The organism is Eubacterium sp. AM05-23, assembly GCF_003477535.1.
Taxonomy (GTDB): Bacteria; Bacillota; Clostridia; order Eubacteriales; family Eubacteriaceae; genus Eubacterium; species Eubacterium maltosivorans.
The window spans coordinates 279,895-301,095 of record NZ_QUDF01000006.1; the positions used below are offsets into that span (position 1 = coordinate 279,895).

Consider the following 21,201-nt stretch of genomic DNA (forward strand, 5'->3'; position numbering starts at 1 on the left):
TTATCTAACTAAACTGTAAGCTAATCTGCCTGGCTTGTCAAGTTTAAAAACATTAAGACCAGCCATAAGAAAATTTTTTTCTTAAGAATTCAGAAAAAATGAACCTTTTTGAAAAGTCTGTGCGTCTTATTAACGGTTTAAAAGAATCAGCGCCTGTGCTCGTCGAAAAAATCCAGCGCAGGGCTTTAACATTGATTTAATATGATGGAGGAGTAAGGGTGAGAGGTAAAAAGAAATTTATCAAACAGATCATGGTCATGGCGCTGACGATGATCATGGCCATTGTGAGCTTGCCCGCCGGGCTGGGCTCTGCTCTGGAGCCGGGAAACGTCCAGGCAGCAGATGACTGGGCCAGCGATGTGGCGGAGTTTAAGGGCTACGGCAATGAGGGATGGACAGAGACGCAAGACGCTGTCCCTAAATGGAGCGGCAGCAATGCTGTTTCCACTAAAAATGATGGAGACCCCGAAAAGGATGCTGCGGTCATACCACATCAAGTTTTACAAGAGACCGTCCAATATAAAGCAATCAATGTAGCGGGAGACGGGACCCTTACGCTGCCGGCAGAAGAAACGGAAGAGGTAGCGTACTATGAAATCTATTTTCCAGAACAACTGCGCTGGGCTATTACAAATCAGAAAAGCTTCAGGCTGATGAGCGATCTGGATATGGGCGGACGGGACAGGACATGGTCGACAGCTGATTTAAGCAGTAAAGTTTTTATGGACGGCAACGGACACACCATTTATAATTTAAATACCACTGGGGGTGGCTTGATTGGCTCTTGGAGCCAGCCGATTATCGCGAAAAATATTAAGGTGGTGTCTGCCCAGATGCAGAGTGGATTATTTACAGGGACAAACATCAGTACTTATATTTCTATGGAAGAGGTCAGTCTGGAGCACGCGCTGATCAATGGAACAGGCCATGTTGGAGGTCTAGTTGGTCATGCTTATTACCGCCATGCCGGAAGCTTTGGCAGAGTATATGCTTCTAACTGCCATACTAAAAATGTGTACGTACAATCTAATAGTTGTTCTGGAAATATTTTTGGACCCATCAGTGGCTATATTGAAAATTCCTACGCCATTGACGGTACCATGAGGACAGCAAGCCATTCCGGAGCCTTTACCTCCTGCGCGGGTAACTATATTTTTCAAAACTGCTTTACCAATGTGCGGGCATATGCAAGCAACAATAATACTGGCGCCTTTGTGGGGCACCCGGAAGATAGTGTTTATACGCCAGGCGGCGATGGTATTTCTAAATTTATCAACTGCTACGCCGCGGGATTTGTTGAAGGCAATACCAATCTCGGCGGTTTTGTGGCAGGGGCCGGAAATTGTGAGAAAGTTGGCCAATGTAAATTTTTGTTTGAAAACTGTTATACGACCGCCATGGTGGGAATGCGGCAGAATGGCACCTATCAAGGTGGTTTTATTGGACTGGAAGAAAATTCCGCTACGATAAATTTCGATGCGGACGTGACAATAAAGAACTGCTTTTCCTCGGGAGAGGTGGGCGCTCTGGTGACAAATGCGGGCACTACGCCTTGGGTAGGCGGATTTTCAGGCGGTGTTCCAGGTACTGTAATTGAGAATGCTTATTATGATAAGCAAACCTCTGCCATGAGGGAAACCGCTGTAGGACCAGGAACACCAGCTTCCAGTGGTATTTCCGGGAAGGTTACCCGTGAATTGACGGGTGAAAAAGCAAAAGAAACCATGAAGCTCTCTGAGGCAGACTGGGCTTTTTTCGAGGGCCTGTACCCTCAGCTCAAAGCTTTCACCGAAGCAGACGGCTTCACCAGCGAGGAGGATAAGCTCACCGCCAAGGCCTACTCAGCGGCCTCGGTCACCACGGCCTTTATGCGGGATAACACCACGGCAGAAAACCTGACAGACTACGATACCGTCCGGGAGATCACCGAGCTCTTCCCCCTCAGTAATGACGCCATGGCAAAGGGCAGCAGCTTTAAGATCAACTGGACAGCCCGGGATATCGAGAGTGGTATTGTCAAAGATACGCAGGTTCTGACCATCGGGCGAACCAACGCCCTGAACACTCCGAATAACGATCAGGTGACCAATATGGCGCCGGGCATTGGGTGGGCAGATGTGCAGGTGCCCTACACACAGGGCGCAGATACCGTGATCGGCCGCCGGTCGCTGCGGATTGTCCCCACCTCGGTGCTCTCCCTGAGCGGCGGCCAGGGCAGCCTGGACGCAGGCAAGGATACCTACCTGTATCCGAATATCGCAGGGAAAAACACCTACGACCACCGGCCAGGCGTCAGCCTTGTCTACGCCACGGCAGCACAGCTGGCGACTGGAAATACAATAACTCCAATCAATTATCCATTGGATGATACGACCTACAATCCAAATGTCACTGTTTCTGCAAAGAACGGCAGTGTCAAGGTGGAAATCTTTAAAGAAAATCCTGACGGCACTCTGTCAGCGGATCTGCTGCGCAGCGGCACAACGGAACAGCAGCAGCACTACAAAGATTTATTCGCAGGCGGAACCTTTACCTCGGAGGATAAAGGAACCTACACCATTAAATACACCTGGACCATTGAAAATGGGCAGACTGCCGAATTAACTAACAGCAAACGTGTCATCGTGCGTGATCCGATGACTATTCAGTTTAAATGGAACGACGGCGTCCACGATGACACAGTGGAGAGCTACGCCGTCCTGCCGGAGGGAAGCTCAACCGTCCAGCTGCTGGTTGGTGAGACATTGAAGGATAAAAATGTGGACATGCCCGCAGACCCGGACCGCACAGGCTATACCTTTGTGGGCTGGTCAGTGGATAAGACTGCCAGCGCCGCGGATTTTACCGATGAAACGGCTCTTCCCAATGTTGAAACCCTGAAGGTTTACGCCCTGTGGCAGCCAAAAAATTATGATGTGAAATTTAATTTTATGGAAAACGGCAAAGAAATCATCCTGCCGGACGGTGTGGTGCCGGCAGAAAAAAACGTGGCGGATATTCCCTACGACACTGCCATAGTCCAAAAAGGCGCAGAGGCTTTCCCGGCTGATCTGGCGCTGGGAGCGACCTGCACCGTTGACGGTACTGCCAAAAGATTTATGGGCTGGAGCACGCTCAATCCCTATAAAGATGGTAAGCAGTTTATCTTTGCTGGGAATTTTACAGAAGATACAGCCATTACTCAGGGCGATAAAACAGCAAAGGACAATCCGTTAAAGAATTTTGATTTTGACAACAGCAGCACTATTGATGTCTACCCGGTTTTTGTTTACAGTACGGGAAGTTGTAAATTTTACGACAATAAAAATACTGCTCTGGACAAACCTGGCAATGGTGGCGCTTTAATCTCAGGCGCCGGCGGAACGGTAAATTTCGGCGCCGCCCTCACCCGACCTGATGATCCCTCGTGGGAAAACAGCCGTGTCTTTTTAGGATGGTCGGAGGAACCAGTTAAGCTGTTCACCCCACAGGGGCCAGCTGAAGACGAATTTACCGATGCTTTTCCAGAGGGCGCCATCTATGACGGACAGGAGCCTGTTTTAAAATATTATGCAGTCTGGCGTGATAATACCTACACGGTCAATGCTTATGTAAAGGGCAGCGACACTCCCGAAGATACCCTCAGTCAGACAGGTATCTACGGAGAAAGGATTGCTCTGCCGGATATGAGGGACTATCAATATTACACAGACAGTTCAGGCCAGAAATATCATTTTACCGGATGGGTCAACCGGGAGCATACCACAGAGGCAGTCACAAAGGAGACTGTCTATCATGTTGGCGACGCGTCGGTGGGCAGTGACAATGTCCTTGACCTTCAGGCTCAGTATGAGAAGGTCTATGATGTCACCTTCCACAAAGAGAGCGGCGAAAATTCAGAAACCTTTATGGCTGTCGAAAATATTCCCTCAGGCCAGGCCATCGGCGGTCAGTTTCCAACAGGCAGCCCGGCGCCGCCTGAAGGAAAAGTATTTATCGGATGGGCATTAACGCCAGATGCTGAAACAGCAGATGCCAATGTGAATGCAGACTACGCAGTCACGGCAAATACGCATGTCTACCCTGTGTTCCGGGAGGCGGCGGGAACCTTGGTCTTTAAGATGAATGACAGTACAGACCATCACTTTGTGGAGGCAGCTGTTATCCTTTACGGCGGTTTGTACACCCGGCCACAGGCTGAGCCAGCGCGCGAAGGCTTTGAATTCATGGGTTGGTCGAGGAAGGCAGAGGAACCTCTAGATTTTGAACAGACCTTTGATGATGAACTGCCAGCCGGCTCAGAAAAACCCTATGAAGGCTTTGAAAAAGAAATAACCTATTATGCGGTCTGGCGTTACGTGCCGTTAACGGTGCGCTTTTATCCAAATATCAATAACCCAGAGACACCGTATCAGGAAGTTAACGCCATAAAATACGAGCAGACTCTGAGCGAGGTTGGTCGATATCCACAGGAACCTGTCCGGAGCGGTTACCGCTTTATGGGCTGGTCGTTGGATAAGGCTGTCAATAATTTTGACCAGAATACGCGGATTACTGAAAAGGAAATGGAAGTCTACGCGCTGTGGAGCGCCAATGCCTATATGGCAGTTTTTGACGCTAACGGCGGCAGTTTTGGGGCGGGACAGAGCGTTCAGAATATTGAACAGACAACAGACCAGCCTTATAAAACGCCAGAGGCCAGCCCGGTACGGGACGGCTATATTTTTGCCGGATGGTATGCGGACAGAGAAAACCAGGGCGGTGAGCCCTATGACTTCAGCCAAAACTTTACAGCAGCCAGAGACCAGAGCTTTTATGCTAAATGGAGCAGTGATATCAACACGCCTTATACAGTAGAGCATTACAGGCAAAATGTAGACAGAGACAGTTATACTCTGGCAGAGACAGACACTCTGGCGGGGACCACCGGAACAGAGGTAACCGCCATCTCAAAGGCTTATACAGGATTTATATGTAAAGGAGACAAGGACGGAAAACAACCGGTCAAGGGAGTGATCACCGGCGACAGCACCCACCTGGTGCTGAGACTTTACTACGACCGTGTCAACGCAACGATTCGTTTTGACATGAATGGCCACGGAGAGCAGCTTGCCCCGATTACCCTGCCCTACGGCTCCAGCCTTACCCCACCCCAAAATCCAGTGGCTTCAGGTTATGCCTTTAAGGGCTGGAAGACTGTGAGAGCAGATGGAAGTCTGGAAGACGGTTTTTATGCCTTCCCTGAGACCATGCCAGCGTCCGATGTCAGTCTGAAAGCTGTCTGGAGCAGACTCTTTGAGATAACTGCTTCTAAATATGGCCGGGGAAGTATTACCGGCGGTACTGGAAACTTTGAGGAGGGGGCTGCCACGACAGTGGCCTGGAAGCCGGATGACGGATATGTAGCAAGCAGGGTCATGGTCGACGGACAGATCCGCGATGATCTGCTGAATGGCGGAGCAGCCGGGAGTGTGGCATTTGAGAATATTACGGCAGATCATCATGTTTATGTGACCTTTGAAAAAACCGAAGGCAGCCCAGTGCCCGGAGAGAACAGTTTTTATACAGTTTATACCAAAAAGACCGGCGGCAGCGACGACTGCTTCCTGAGTCCTACCAAGACGCTTCCGGGAGACAAAGAAGGCAGCTATGTGGTTGAATGGAAAGCTGCGGAAAAATACTATGTGGCACAGGTGATCGTGGATGGCGTAAGCTATCCGGCCAGTGATGAGGGATTCATTCCCTTTACCGGCATACAGAGTGACCACTTTGTAGAAGTGATTTATGAAAAGAGCACCTCTATTGGCGGCAGCACAACCCCAGGTTTTTATACCATCACCACCAACCATATCGGAGGCGACCCTTCAGAAAATGGGAAAACCTTCCTGACACCGAGCAGTGTGGTTAAGCCGGGCAGCGACCATACCGTCAGCTGGTCAGCACTGGCGCCTTACAGCGTCGAGCGTATTATTATTGACCAGGGGACAGATCATGAAAGAATACTGACACCAGGGGAAATCGCGGCGGGCTCCTTTGACTTTAACCAGACAGACGCTGACCATGTTGTGGATGTTGTCTTTAAAAAGGCAGAATCCGGCAGCCAACCTGATCCCATAGAAAAGGTTCAGATCATTACCAGTCTGGTTGGTGGACCGGGTGAGATCACCAGCTCTGCCGTGGTTGAAAAGGGCAGCGACTATAAAGTTGAATGGAAGCTTCCGGATGAAATCGCAAAGCCGGACGGCGAATATTACAATTATTATGTGGTGGACAAGGTGCTCGTCAATGATGAGGAGCACAGCAAGGATATGAGCGTTGAAGAATTTAACGCGATCGAGGAGGATCAGGTAGTCAAGGTTATCCTGAAGCCAAATCTGTACAATATTCAGACAGCGGTCGCTGGAAAAGGAACCATCTCCCCCTCGGCCACCTTGTTCTACGGACAGGATTATGAGGTTAACGCTCAGCCGGACGAGGGCTGGTATTTATGGAAAGTCAAGGTTGACGGCGAGACCATCCACGAGTATAAAGACCCGGATGCGCAGCAGACAGCCAGTATCAAAAATCCTTTCGCGGAACAGATTGTGTATGCGGCAGAAAAAAACGAAATTGATACCAACATTGTCGGTGACCAGGTCGTCGTACCGGTCAGCGGTATTACCACAGACCACGAGGTAAAGGTAATTTATGCTAAGAACGGTGAAGTGCCACCCTCTGAGGAACAGATGCATACTGTCACAGGCCATATTGAAGGCGGCCCGGGGACAGTGAACGGTACAGGGATGTTTGAAGCTGGAGAAGGAACAACTGTTCAATGGACAGGGATTCCGGACACCTATGAGGTCAAAAAAGTGACCGTGACCGTCAACGGCGTAGAACGGCCGGACCTCGCGTCTTCTGTGTCTGAGGGCAGTCTGAGCCTGGAGGATATTCATGACCATTATGACATCATTGTGACCATTGGCATGAAAGGAAACAATAGCTCTGGCAGCAGTGACCCCGAAACGCCAGAAGCACCAGAGACGCGTTACGCCATTGAGACAGCCGTGAAAAACGGCGAGGGAGAGATAACCCCATCCATCGTGGGCATAGCCCCGGGGGGCCAGAAGCACATTGAATGGAAGATTGACAGCAGCTGCTATGAGGTACAGGAGGTGAGGATTGACGGAAACCTTGTTGACAGCTTGAAGGAGGCCACAGCCTATGATTTTACAGACATTCAGGCCGATCACCGGATTGAGGTTATTCTGAGGGAAAAAAGTCAGGATCCTAGTGATATACCCGGCGAAAATAGCCAGTATACCATCTCTACCCTCCGCAATGCCGGAGGCGCCATAAGCCCTACCGTAACCGTTGATAAAGGAGCAGATCATCGGGTTACCTGGAAAGCGGACGAAGGCTACAGAGTGGCCAGGGTGATTGTGGATGGCGTTGAGCGGCCAGATCTTGTGGATAAGGACAGCGCAGGATTTAAGGACATTCAGATGAGCCATCAGGTTGAGGTGACTTTTGAAAAAGACGGCGGAAGCGGCGGACAAAAGCATGAACACACCATCGACACCACTATTAGCGGAGGCAGCGGCAGCATCGACAGCACCGCAGCTGTGCCGGACGGCCAAAGCCATACGGTTCACTGGCAGCCAGGCGAAGGCCAGGAGGTCGGCACTGTTATTGTGGATGGCGTCGTCCGCGATGACCTCAGAGATAAAGACCGTATTACCTTTGACAACGTCACAGAGGATCACCAGATTACGGTAATCTATACCCCAGCCGGAAGCGGTGGGGAAACTCAGAAAGATTTTTATGAGATCGGCACCTCAATTGAGGGACAGGGCTACATCACGCCTACGGCCAGCCTGGAAAAAGGCAGCAGCTACACAGTTGCCTGGAAGCCTGAAAAAGGCTGGAAAGCAGTCCGGGTAGAGATTGACGGCGTGGTTCAGCCACAGCCTACCCAAAAAGATGAAATCACTTTTGACAGCATCGGAAAAGATCATACCGTCAATGTTATCTTTGAAAAAGAAGACGGCATCGTGCCCTCCCCAGGCGAGCCGGTTCAGATAACAACAGGGATCAAGGGCGGACTTGGAACCATCAGCGGCGGCATGACAATAGAAAAAGGAGAGAACGCCTCTGTCCGCTGGACACCAGCAGAGGGATACGTGGTTGAGATGGTCTGGATAAACGGCGAAGAACGCCCAGACCTCATTGGGAAAAATGGAATTGACCTTAAGCACGTGGAAAACAGCCAGGATATCCGGGTTTCCTATAAAAAAACCGATTCCCCATCTGGCGAAGGAGCTGTTACGCCGGGTTATCCCGATGGAGACGGACAGGGAGGTCATGACAGCGGACAGTATAGCGGCGGAGCTGTAAATAGTGAACCGGCTTCAATGTTTGAAAAAACAACACAGGTGACCATGAGCAGCATTGCGCCAGTTACCGGAATCAGAGACCGTGTGGCGCAGGAAAACGGCCAGAAGCCCCTGCTTCAGAAACTGTTTGGGTTAAAAGACAGCGCCAGCGCATTATCGCTCCTTGACCTGTTTGCGACCTCTGGTGTGATTGTGCTGACTCTGGCGGCCTTCCTGTTTAAAAAACGGGCATGGGGCTTTGGCGTCATTGCCTCGCTTACTGCGGTTATCTTGTTCTTTGCCACACAACCGCTGATTTTGAAATTTACCTTTTTTGATAAGTGGTCTCCCCTCTTCCTGATACTGCTTCTGATGGGAGCACTGATGTTAATTTTGCTGGGAGATCAAAAAGAAAAGGAAGATACCCCTCAATAAAAAATACCCCTTTGGATGGCTGCCAGCAGACAGCGTCTAAAGGGGCGTTTTTGTTATGCTTTTGCAATGGTGGTTATGGCTGCTCAGGGGCCGGGTCGGGTTCAATAACCATGCTCCCGCTATTCCCTGCTTTATCGCAGATATTGACCATTAAAGGCGCATTTGAGATTTCAAAGGTCACCTGGTTTTCAGCCTCGTTGATGTTAACAGGAGGGATAGGTCCGGCATCCGAAGTGGCAGTTATGGCAGCGTAATCGACACCGGAGGAGTCGTCCTTTAAAGTCAGCACAATGGTCCCGTCGATGCACTCATAGGAAACCAGTTCTGGTATTTGTGTGTCTGTGGAGGCATTTGCCGCTTCCGGATTTTCTTCAGCAAGGGTATAGGGTTCCGGTTCAAGGGATTCTGTTGTATCATCTGCCGTTACAATGCTGTGATGAATGGCCGATGGCGCAATCAGCACCGCTCCGGTCACCGCTACCGTACAGGTTGCAGTGATAAGGGTCGAGGAATTTAAGGACGAGAAAAAGACAGAAAACTTGGAGTTGGCGGATATGGAGGATACCGTTTGTGCGGAGATGCCAGCAGCACTCCCCTGCCCTGCCAGCTCAGAGCCGTGTTCCATCAGCGCGTAAAGGATACTGTCTGCCCTCGCTGTGTCCATGGCAAAATCGGTAAATCCCTTCTGGACAAAGGAAGCCAGCGTTCCAGTGAGCAGAAAACCAGGCATCCATCTGGGATGAAGTATATTTTTCATGTGCTCTCTGGCAGTTTGGATTTTGCGCTTAACCGTACTTTTTGACAACCCAGTAGCAAGAACGATTTCGTTTATTTTCAGCTCGTCAACAAAACGCATGATAAAAATAGTCCGCTCATCCAGCGGAAGCGTCTGGAGCGCAGCGTTCAGCTCATCGCTGGCGGCTGTGAGAACAGCATGGGATTCTGGAGAAACATCCGGCCGTTCATCCTCGATAAAACACAGAAGCTCCTCGTCCGCCCGGCACTCATTCGTGTTGATCGGTGAGGAGATTTTATCGATACAGAGATTATAGGTAATCTGTTTCAGATAAGCGTAGGGATAGCGGATATTGGCGATTTTCTCGGGGTTTTTATAAAGGCGCAGAAAGGTCTCCTGGACAACGTCCTCTGCCATGCAGGCGTCGCCGAGAAATTGACAGGCCTGAAGAAACTGAAAGTTGTAGGCAAGCCGGTATACCTCCTCAAAGGCTGAACAGTCCCCTTTTCCATATGCCACGAGTAAGGATTCAATTTTTTTCTTAAGTTTTGGGCTCATTTTATTCATGATTATAGGATAGGCCAATCCCAGCATTCTGTCAAGAACAGAAAATTTTTTAGACACAGGCATAAAAAATGAACCCTTTTTCCAAAAAAGATGGTCTAAAAAATCAGGGAACGCTTTATCAGGGATTCTTAGAATCCGGTAAAAAAAGTTTAAAATGACAGCATGCAAAGCTTCCAAAAAGGATTAGAATAAGATAAGAAGTGAGGAGATTAACATGAATGGCGCAAAAAAGGGAGTAAGGTATTTGGGATGTATAGTGATGATCATGGCCCTGCTACTCAGTATGATGTCCGTGGCAGTGCCAGAAACAGCAAGGGCCGCGACAGATGTCGACGCTGTCTGGGCAGACTGTGAATCTAAAATAAATTTTTTAGACAACGTGCCGGGTGCAGATGGCAATGCCCTCATACCATGGAATGGTATGAAAGCAGCTTCGCAAAAGCCAATAGATGATGCAGAACTCAGGGAAATAGAAACCAATAAAAAAGCCTGTATAGTTCGCACTCCTGAAGGACTGCGCTGGGCATTGGAAAATACTGCCAGCCAAAAGATCACGCTGATTGATATCCAAAGAGATATGGATATGGGCGGCCGTGAAGATGCTGCACAGACGAAAAAGTGGACACCGGTCAATTTGACGAGCGAATTGGAGATTACGGGAAACGGACACAGGTTTTATAACTTGGATATTGATGGAAGAGGATTCATTGGCGATTTCAACAAAGCTTTAAAGGTGACAGACCTTCATTTTCAAAGAGTAAAAATTAAAAGTAATGCTGTTGAAGGTACTGGCATCTTTGCCTATTCCAGTGCGTCCGGTCTCTATCTGGAGGGGATTACTTTTGAAAAAGGGCTAGTTCTGGGATTAAAGCATACTGGAGGCTTACTCGGTACAAATCTTAATAGTGCTGGCAAAAATAAAATAAAAAAATGTGGGGTTTCAGAAGTCTATGTCAAAGGAACCCTGTGTGAGGGGAATTTTTCAGCATGTATATCAACAGGTAGTGATGGAATTATAGAAGACTGTTATGCGGTTAACGGTGTGGTTATTTCTACCCATGCTACTGGCCACTCTGGTGGGTTTATTTCATGTGGTTGGAATACTCATATCGAAAATTGTTTTACCAACACATCTGTTTATAGTACAAATGAAACGGGCGGTTTTATCGGGGCGAATAATAGTCAAAATGATGTATTTAAAAACTGTTATGCCGCTGGTTTTGTTGAGGCAGGGTCTAAATTAGGTGGATTTATTGGAAATTCGGGATCAAATCAAAGATTTGTGAACTGTTATGCCACCGCTATGGTGGGTATGCAGGATGGCGGTACAAATCTGGGAGGCTTTGTTGGAAATAACGGTGGCTCCACCATTAAAAACTGTTACGCTGCCGGTGAGGTGGGCACATTAAATGAAAGTCAAAAAGCATCCTGGGGTGGTTTTGCCGGAACAGGCGCAGGTGCTTATGAAAACTGCTATTACGATAAACAGACCACTGCCATGGGTGAGTACGCCAAGGGCGGTACCACCGATAAGCAGGATGGAATCACAGGCCTCACCACCGAGGAGCTCCAGAAGCAGCCGATGGATGCCTACACCATTGAAAGCGGCTTATATCCGCAGTTAAATACGCTCGCAAACCCGGCAGATACAGCCTTTTCCTCTGATTACGAACGGCTGACTGCCAGGGCTTATTCAGCGGCTTCGGCATCCAGCGCAATCTTTAACGTTGAGAAGGATAAAAATACTGGGGCCATCAAGGGTTACGACACGGTTCGGAATATTTTAAAGCCGCCGACCTTCAGCAATAACACGGTGGTTGACACCGGCAAATACAATGTCAAATGGACAGCCGGCAGCGACGCCAGCCCACTCCAGATTGAACAGACAAAAAAGGACAACAAAGGCGAACCGGTACTGGGCGCAGATGGAAACCCGGAAAAGGAGATGATCAATCCGCCGGTACTGACCATTGGACGCACCGTTAAAGAAGACGGGACAGTGGTTCAGGATGACCATATCACCAGGATGTACCCAGGTGTCGGCTGGGCAAATGTGGAGGTCGCCATGACAGAAGGTGAGAATACCGTTGTCGGTAAACGGGCCATGCGTATTATTCCTACCACTACAATGTCTCTTGGCGAGAGTGACCATCCTCTGGCGCCGGGCTCTAAAGATTCTCGGATATATGTGGGACTGCAGAAAAATGACGGAGGGCTTGTCACAGATGTTGACCAGAAATATAACCACCGGAACACCATTGCCTTTGTCAAGACCAGCGCAGAGGAATTGGATAATATTATGAAAAATTCAGGCGGTTCCAGTCTGTCAGCCATCCGATATAATCCGGATATTATAGATACCGGTTATACAAACATCGCTGTAGACAGAACAAATAATGACCGTGGAAAAATAACCACTACGGTATATAAGGTGACAAAGGATAAGGACAACCCCGGCAAGGAAATTGAGACACTGATTTCAGATTTGTCTCAGAATAACCTGGACGCTAAATTTCGTGGAGAGAAAGATTTTACAAATGGCAGCGAGGATGTATCAGGAACGGCAACCTCTGACGACCGGGGAACCTATCGAATCAAGTATAGATGGGAAATACCTGTAGCGGGGGGTTCAGGTGCGGTCACGACCTATGAGGACAGTAAAACCCTCACCGTCACAGACCCTCTCACCGTCACCTACTACAACAATGTAAAAGCAGAAGCCCCGGATGCTGCCGAATACGCAAATCCCGAAGGGTTTGATGAGGCTGACCGGAATACGACTGAGGATAAAACAGTATTTGACATCTACGGCGACAGCACTGGCGAACGGACACTCAAGGCTGGCGACAGAACAACAGCGCTGCAGAAAAAAGTAACTGGCAATGACGGTGCGGAAACCACCATTGACGCCCCATCCCGTATAGGATACACGTTCGCAGGCTGGTCAAAAAACAGCCAGGTGGTGCCAGACAGCACAAAGGATGAGGAAATGACAGATGGCGATATCCGTCTGGCTGATTTCAAACAGGAGCTGCAGGCATTTACAGCCGCCAATCCTGACAGCCCGGACTATACCGAGCCGGCCAATGCCTTTATTCCTGGTAAATCCATTGTGTCTGTGGATACAAAGGTATATGCGGTCTGGGAAAACAACGCCTATGATGTCCATTTCGATTTTGATCCGTCTGCCGCTGAACCGGCAAAACCCGGCGACGGCAGGACTGTTAAGGACATCGCCTATAACGGCTCGGTCCAGGAAAATGATTTTCCCTCTTTTAACGGCGCGCCGATAGCCGAAAATTTTGTGGATACCACAGCAGTCGATGATGAAGGCAAGCCAAAATCCCGCCTTTTTACAGGCTGGAGCGTGGAGGACCCGTCGAAGGCTGTGGCACCGGCGGCAGAGACAGAGGAGGAAAAGGACAGTGCCTTTACAAAGGACAGCAAAATCACAAAGGATCTCTTTGGAAAAGAGGTCTTTGCCAGGGACGCGGAGAACGCAGCAGCCGGGAAAAACACGCAACTGGAAATCTACAGTGTATTCAAAGATGCCCAGATAACCTTTCTAGACAGCAGCCAGAAGCAGGTCGGTGATACCCCAGAGACAGCAGACCAGCTGAAGCAATATGGCGAAAAGGTCAATGTCTCAGCCGATAACACCTTTACCCTGCCAGATATGAACGCACAGGCAAACGCAAGGGCGGGCTATAAATTTCTGGGCTGGTCGGCCAAGCCACACACAGATTTTGCTGCGACAGACAAAGATTTTTCGGCTGCTGAGCTGATTTCTGAGGACAAGCTTGGAAAGGATTTTAAAGCGGACAGCCCCACAACACTATATGCTGTCTGGCAGAATACCGGTTATGTCATTACCTTTGACTACGGCCCCCAGGGGACAGAGGCAGCCAAGGTAAATATGGTTTACGGACAGGCCATCGGCGATAAACTGCCGGAAACGCCTCAGAATTGGATGGACAGCCAGGGGCAGCAATGGCGTTTTGACGGCTGGAAATTCGGGGAAGAAAGCATCACGGCTGAAACCGTCAAGAATGAAGGGCAGGTTTCAGGAGACGCCATGACAGCCAAGGCGCAATGGAAAAAGGTTTATGACATCCTGACCGCTAAGGTGGGTCATGGAACCATCGATCTTTCTAAAACAGTCGATGAGGGCAGCAGGTATTCTGTGAGCTGGAAAGCAGACGAGGGCTATCACGTCGCCCAGGTGATGATCGACAATGGCGTTCATGACGAGCTGCTGGGCAATGGACACAGCGGCAGCTATACACAGTCAAGGGCGGACAGAAACCGTATCGTTTACGTCATTTTTGAAAAGGACGCGGACGCCCCGTCCGGCGAGGCGGTCTATTATACCGTGCAGACCGTGAAAGTTGGCGGCGATGCCACCACTTCCCTGACAGAAACCCAGACAATCGCAGCAGGTGAAAACCATACGGTGACATGGAACGCGGGTGATTTGTACCGGGTCACAGGAGTTGTTGTGGATGGTTCCGCGCGGCCCCTTCAGGATGGTGGAAGCTTTACCTTCAGTGATATGAACGCAGACCACAAGGTGGAAGTTCATTTTGAAGAAAAGCTGCCAGATAGCAGTCCCTCTGCCCTGCCGGGCTATTATACAGTGAGCACTGTCCGAAATGAAGGTGGTGTCATTACAGAAACCGGTGTGGTAAAAGAAGGTGCATCCAGAGAAATTGCATGGTCTGAGGATTCGGGTTATACTGTAAAATCCATTACCATTGACGGGCAGCCTGCAGGCGCGGATATTATGACAGCGAAAAAGGTGGTTTTCAATGATATCAGGGAGGATCACACAGTTAAAGCGGTTTTTGAAAAAAACGGCGAAAATCCACCGATTGATAAAGTACCTGTAGAGACGGTGCTTGTAGGAGGTCCGGGCGAAATCAGCAGCTCTGCCGTCGTCGATAAGGACGAATCCTACAAGGTAGAGTGGAATGCCCCCGAAGACAAGCGGTATCTGGTTGATCATATTCTGGTCAACGGAGAGCGGCAGGAGGTGGCAGCGGAAGCAGTGACCACAGGACACATTGAGGTTAAGGCTGAAGCTGAAACAAAGGTAGAGGTTATCCTGAAGCCGAACCTGTTAAAAATTGCAACAATGGTAGAAGGCCAGGGCTCCATCGATCCGACAAAAACCGTTTTTTACAATGATGAAACCTATACGGTAGCCGCAAAAGCTTCAGAGGGCTGGTATGTCAAGAGCTATCAAATTGACGATGGTGAAGAACAGACAGTGTCCTCCCCGCAGCCTGCGGCTTTAATGTCAATGTCTGAGGATGAACCACAGCCTGCGGGTGACAACAGTAGCGTTGTCATTGACGTACCATCAGACAGCAACAATAAAATCGTGGATAATCATCGCATAAAGGTGAAAACAGAGCGGCTGGATGGCAGCACGCCCACAGAATTATTTCCAGTAGCGACAGGAATGGAGGGCGGTACTGGCACCATCACTGCCGGAAGCTCTGTTGAAAAGGGTGGCAGCATGGAGGTTTCATGGATGCCCGACGAAGGCTATGCGACGGCCGGTGTTTCAGTGACTGCCAGTGGTGTCCCGATTCCTGTAAGCTATGCGGATAATCATTTGATTTTAAGTGATATCGCAGATCCTTATCAGATAACCGTCCAGCTCAGGCCTGTTGAAAAGGCGCCGCCGGAGACGGTGCCCAAATACAGCGTCAGCACCAGCATTACCGGTGCTCCCGGCGCGTCCATTACACCATCACTGGCTGGAAATATTGAAGAAGGAAGCAATATCAGTATTGATTGGAGCTGGTCCGATACTGTCTATGAGGTCAAAGCCGTAAGGGTAGATGGCCAGCCACTCAGTGGTGCGGTAAAAGATTTGAGAAGCTATGCCTTCAGTCAAGTGAATACCGACCACAGTATCGAGGTCGTTCTGGGAAAACCAGACACCAATCCGGCACCAGATACCGATGCGTTTAATATCACAACAGAGTGCACAACCGGCGGCAGCATCAGCGCTTCATCGGTGGTGGCAAGGGGTGATACCTCTACGGTAACCTGGGCACCGGACAGCAGTGATTATACGGTAAAGGCAATCTATATTGACGGTGTAAAAAGGGACGATCTGTTAACTACGGACTATGTTGCCTTTGAAAATGTCGTCCAAGATCATTTTATCGCTGTTGAATTCGGAAAGACCGGCTCTCCTGATGAACCGGAAAAGCCTGATGAGCCGGCCAAAACCTATACTATCACCACCGAAATCGTCGGCGGTATTGGAAGCATCATTGACAGCAGCCGGATTGTAGACGAAAATGAAACAGTTACCATCAGCTGGAAACCGGGCAGCAATGCCTATATCACAACAGTGATTATTGATAATGTTGTTCGTGATGACTTGAAGTCTGCCGGAAGCGTCACCTTTGAAAATATTACCGCAAACCACCGTGTGCAGGTAGTCTGTCAGCCCATACCGCCAACTCCGGGAGTACAGCACTGCATAACGGTTTCTAAAAATGGACAGGGGCAGGTTAACGGTACAGAAACAGTCGAAACGGGTGCAACCTATGAAGTGTTCTGGGAAGCAGACAGAGGATGGCATGTGGAAAGTGTGAAGGTTGACAATACTCCGATTAAAAATCCGGAAAATAAAGGCAGTGTGAAGTTTGAAAAGATTGACACTGACCATCATGTTGAGGTTATTTTCAAAAAAGATACAGATGAAACGCCATCAAAAGCATGGCCGGTTATCACAGGGATTATTGCTGGTAATGGAACCATCAGCGCAGGAAACAGCAGCGTTCCAGAGCATGGAGATTATTCCGTCAGCTGGAAACCGGCTGAGGACTGGCATACTGCCAGGGTGTTCGTCAACAATGCTGAGCGCAAAGATTTACTGGATAAAAGCAGTGTCACACTTACGAACATAACACAGACACAGACGGTACAGGTCGAGTTCGCAAAGGATACGGCACTGCCGCCTGAGCCTGATAACCTGGCGGAGCCTGATAAACCAGAAAATCCCGATGCATCAGGGCCTTCAATTGATCCGCCAAGTTTGGATATACCAGACACGAATGCAGAGGGCAGCGTACTGGATAAGATCCAGAAGGAAGCTGACAAAATCCTGCCGCGCACGGCTAAAGCCAGCAGTATTGCGCCAAATACTGGCATAAGGGATAGTGGTCAGAGTGCTGCCTCTGCTTCTAAAATAAGTGGAAAGCCTGGAAGAAAAACGCAGAAAAGCACTGTGGAGCGCTGGATCAGTGGCGAAGGTGAAAGCCTGCTCAGTCATATTGTCGGGAATAGCAGCAATGCGGCGATTCTGGGCAGCAGAGAGATATCCGTCTTTAACTTGCTGGCCGTTATGGGAGCAATGCTCTTGATGATGACATCTTTAAAGAAGAATAAGGTAATCCGCTGGACTACCACCTTGATATCCCTTGTATTATTAACGCTTTTCTTCCTCACGCAGCCCCTGAGCCTGAGTTTGAGGCTGTTTGATCCATGGTCTGTTATTTTTGGACTGTTGGTTTTACTGGATGCGGCAGCAGTCTTTATCAGAAAGCGGAGCCATAAAATGTTCTAAATAAAAGAAAACCCAACCTGCAGGCTGTTCCTGCAGATTGGGTTTGTTTTTTTAATACCCCTGAGCTTCCCCACCCTTGAGCATGGAGACAGCAGAGCTGGTACCGATACGCTCACAGCCGAGCTCCAGGAAGTCGATCAGGTCTTCTTTGGTTTTCACGCCGCCCGCGGCTTTCATCTTAACCTTTGGGCCAATGTGTTCTTTAAACAGGCGGATATCCTCTCTGGTGGCGCCAGCGGTGCCGAAACCGGTAGAAGTTTTGATGAAATCTGCTCCAGCGGCGGTGACGAGCTCGCAGATCTTAATTTTTTCTTCCTCGGTCAGGAAGCAGGTTTCAACGATCACTTTCAGGATGTTATCCCCCACTGCTTTTTTGATCTCTGCGATTTCATTCTGGACAAGGTCATATTTGCCGTCCTTTAAAGCGCCGATGTTGATGACCATATCGATCTCAGCCGCGCCTTCTTTTACGGCTTCTTTTGCTTCAAAAACCTTGGTGGCAGTGGTATTGTAGCCAAGAGGGAAGCCGATAACGGTGCAGATGGTCAGCTTATCGCCGTAGGCTTCTTTAACAGGTTTTACAAAGGAGGGAGGGATACAGACAGACGCAGTCTTGTTTTCAATGGCGTCATTGCAGATTTCTGCGATCTGTTCCCAGGTGGAAAAGGGTTTTAATAAGGTATGGTCAATGTGGCTTAAAATTTCCTGATTGTTCATTTTGTCAATTCCTCTATCTTTCTTTAGACATGGTGCCTTTTAGTTCTTCATATAATTCAACATAGGTATCGAATACCTTCTGGTAATCATCGTATACGTCCGGGTTCGGGGTAACAGTGTAGGCTTCCTTGACCATCCCTTTGGTGGCCTGCTCAAAGTCTGGGTAGGCTTTTGCGCCGACAGCGGCGACGATGGTACAGCCCAGTGCGCCGGCGCTTGGGTCAACGGTAACGATGATGGGTTTTCCGGTAGCGTCTGCGATGATCTGCATCCAGGTGGCGTCCTTTGTGACCCCGCCGCAGCCGACGACCATATCGACCGGGCAGCCCTGTTTTTCAAAGTTGTCGATGATGTTTTTTGTGCCCAGGGCAACGGATTCCAGTAAAGCGCGGTAGATGTGCGCTTTGGTGTGGCTTAAGGTGAGGCCGTAGATGACGCCCTTTGCGTTTGGATCTTTGTATGGTGTACGGTTCCCCTGGAAGAAATCCAGAGCCACTAAGCCGTCAGAACCGGGCGCGATTTTTTCGACCTGTTCATTCATGTAGGCATAGGGGTTTTCCATTTTGTTCAGGTCAAACTCACGCATGAACCATTTGACAATGGAGCCGGCAGAAATCTGGCCGCCCTCCAGAAGCCACGCGTTTGGTACAACCGGTTCATTGTAAGGCCCCCAGATACCTTCAAGCTTTAGTTTTTCATCGGCATTGGCAAAGGCGAGCTGTACAAAGCTGGTGCCCATGATCATCGCCATTTTGCCCGGTCTTGCAACGCCAAGACCAAGCATACCGATGTGGGCGTCGATGCCCCCCTGCACAACCATCATATCCGGGTTTAAGTCATATTTTTCCGCAAAGGCCGGGTCAATTTTCCCCAGTTCTTCGCCGAGACGTCTGACATCTGTGACAAGCTTTTCTTCGTAATCGTCCAGGCCGATCTTTTTGAAAAACGCGCTGTTCCAGCCGCCCTCGCAGGATACATAGTTCCATTTGCAGGCTGCCTGACAGATGGAGGTGGCAAAGGTGCCGCACAGCTGATAGTTCATCCAGTCCAGCTGTTCGATGATTTTGTAGCTGTCCTTGTAAATTTCAGGTTTATTGTTTTTGATCCAGAGTGTTTTTGGGATCATCCACTCAACGGAGTCTTCCCCGCCGCAGTATTCCAGAACCGGATCGGCAGTGGCGTTGATTTTTTCCATTTCCTTAACCGCTCGGGTATCCATCCACATGATGGCGTCCATCATTGGATTCCCCTGTTCGTCGACGGCTAAAACAGTGGATGAGGTTGAGCAGACGCTGATGGATTTAATGCTGTAGCGGATCCCCATTGATAAGCTTTTTGTAACATTTTCAACCGCTTTGTTAAAACAGCTCCACCAGTCCGCGGGCTTTTGTTCTGCCCAGCCAGGCTGTGGATAATAGGTTTCATAAACCTGCTCGTCACTGGCGACGATATTCCCGCTGATATCTGCAACAACGACACGCACACTCTGTGTTCCGGTGTCAACTCCCATAAAATATTGAGCTTCGTACATAATTATTCTCCTCTTAAATTCCCTATAGATTTATTTTAAAAACAGATTGTATTAAACCGTATCAAAATCCCCGTCATAACCGTCGGGATAGAACATAACTTTATTGTAGAAGTAGCCTCCCTTGGCAATTTCACCGAGCACAGCTGGCGCATCGTCCAGCGGCAGGCGATGGCTGATGATATCTTTGGCGGTCATGCCTTTTTCATCAAAGCCTTTTAAGGATTCTGTCCAGTCTTCACCGGGATATGGTTTAGTGAAGGAGTTCCATGAACCGACAACGCTCAGCTGGCTTCTCATGATGGTATCCACTTCTTTTTCGCTTAAATCCAGGCCCTTGTGAGAAATACCCAGGAAAACGACGCGGCCCATTTTGCTGGCCATTAGGATACACTGCTTCTGCGCGATCGGAGCGCCGGAAAAGTCAATGACGATGTTTGCCCCTTTACCATCCGTTGCCTGGTGAACCGCTTCGACAGCATCCTCCTTGGTGGAGTTGATGACCACGTCTGCGCCCACCATTTTGGCGATTTCCAGCTTTTCATCCCAGACATCCACTGCGATAACCTTGGAAGCGCCGTATAATTTGGCATACTGTGCTGCAAATAAACCGATCGGGCCTGTTCCAACAACACAGACACTGTCGCCTTCTTTAAAGTTACCGCGCATCAGGCCGTGATATGCGTTTGCGCAGGGGTCGAGGGTTGCGGCGTCTTCAAAGGAAACCTTGTCTGGAACCTTTAAAAGGTTGGATTCTTTAACAGATACGTATTCGGCCAGCGCGCCGTCACGTCTTGAACCATAGTAGTCATAATCTTCGCATAAGGAGTAAATCCCCTTCTGGCACCATTCGCATTCACCGCATGGAATAAGCGGCGGAACCACAACGCGGTCACCCGGTTTGAAATTCTTGACCTCTGAACCAACGGCTTCGATTTCACCAGAAAACTCATGGCCGATGGTGATTGGAGAAACATGCGCCCCATAAACCAGCGCTCTCGGAATATCGGATCCGCAGAGGCCGACTGCCTTCACCTTAACCATGGCTTCATCGGGCATCATCTCTGGTTTTGGAACATCTTCAACTCTTAAATCTCCGGGTTTATACATACGTACTGCTTTCATCATAATCCTCCTTAAATGAAAATGTTTGCTTGAATTATTTACGGTTTATTATTTACTAAAGTAAATTATTAACCGTAAATTTTGAACTTATTCTAGCATGATTTTTTGAGGTTGTCAACAAAAAGCGTAAAAAATTTTCTGTTAATTAATTTTTTGCGTTTTTAAGTGT

The 21,201-nt window shown here is 49.1% G+C and carries 6 protein-coding genes; 2 read left to right on the plus strand and 4 right to left on the minus strand.

Annotated elements, in window-relative coordinates:
* Positions 1-218 precede the first annotated feature (218 nt).
* Positions 219-8,768, plus strand: a complete 8,550-nt coding sequence (locus DW091_RS10590) for an InlB B-repeat-containing protein (RefSeq protein WP_118518127.1) — start codon at positions 219-221, stop codon at positions 8,766-8,768.
* A gap of 73 nt (positions 8,769-8,841) precedes the next feature.
* Here DW091_RS10590 and DW091_RS10595 read toward each other — a convergent pair whose 3' ends face one another.
* Positions 8,842-10,071, minus strand: coding sequence for an RNA polymerase sigma factor (locus DW091_RS10595; protein WP_207665239.1), 1,230 nt, complete (start codon positions 10,069-10,071; stop codon positions 8,842-8,844).
* Positions 10,072-10,285: 214 nt separating this feature from the next.
* Between DW091_RS10595 and DW091_RS10600 the strand changes: the two genes are divergently transcribed.
* Entirely contained in the window at positions 10,286-17,662 is a 7,377-nt protein-coding gene (locus DW091_RS10600; protein WP_118518129.1) for an InlB B-repeat-containing protein, read from the plus strand.
* A gap of 51 nt (positions 17,663-17,713) precedes the next feature.
* Here DW091_RS10600 and deoC read toward each other — a convergent pair whose 3' ends face one another.
* From deoC to DW091_RS10615, 3 genes are read right to left on the minus strand one after another with little or no spacing between them, the layout of a single operon-like run.
* Positions 17,714-18,379, minus strand: coding sequence for a deoxyribose-phosphate aldolase (gene deoC, locus DW091_RS10605; protein ID WP_074616370.1), 666 nt, complete (start codon positions 18,377-18,379; stop codon positions 17,714-17,716).
* Positions 18,380-18,392: 13 nt separating this feature from the next.
* On the minus strand, positions 18,393-19,910 hold the full coding sequence (locus DW091_RS10610; RefSeq protein WP_118518130.1) for an FGGY-family carbohydrate kinase: 1,518 nt from the start codon (positions 19,908-19,910) through the stop codon (positions 18,393-18,395).
* A 51-nt stretch (positions 19,911-19,961) separates the two neighbouring features.
* On the minus strand, positions 19,962-21,035 hold the full coding sequence (locus DW091_RS10615; RefSeq protein ID WP_347561016.1) for a galactitol-1-phosphate 5-dehydrogenase: 1,074 nt from the start codon (positions 21,033-21,035) through the stop codon (positions 19,962-19,964).
* Positions 21,036-21,201: the final 166 nt, after the last annotated feature.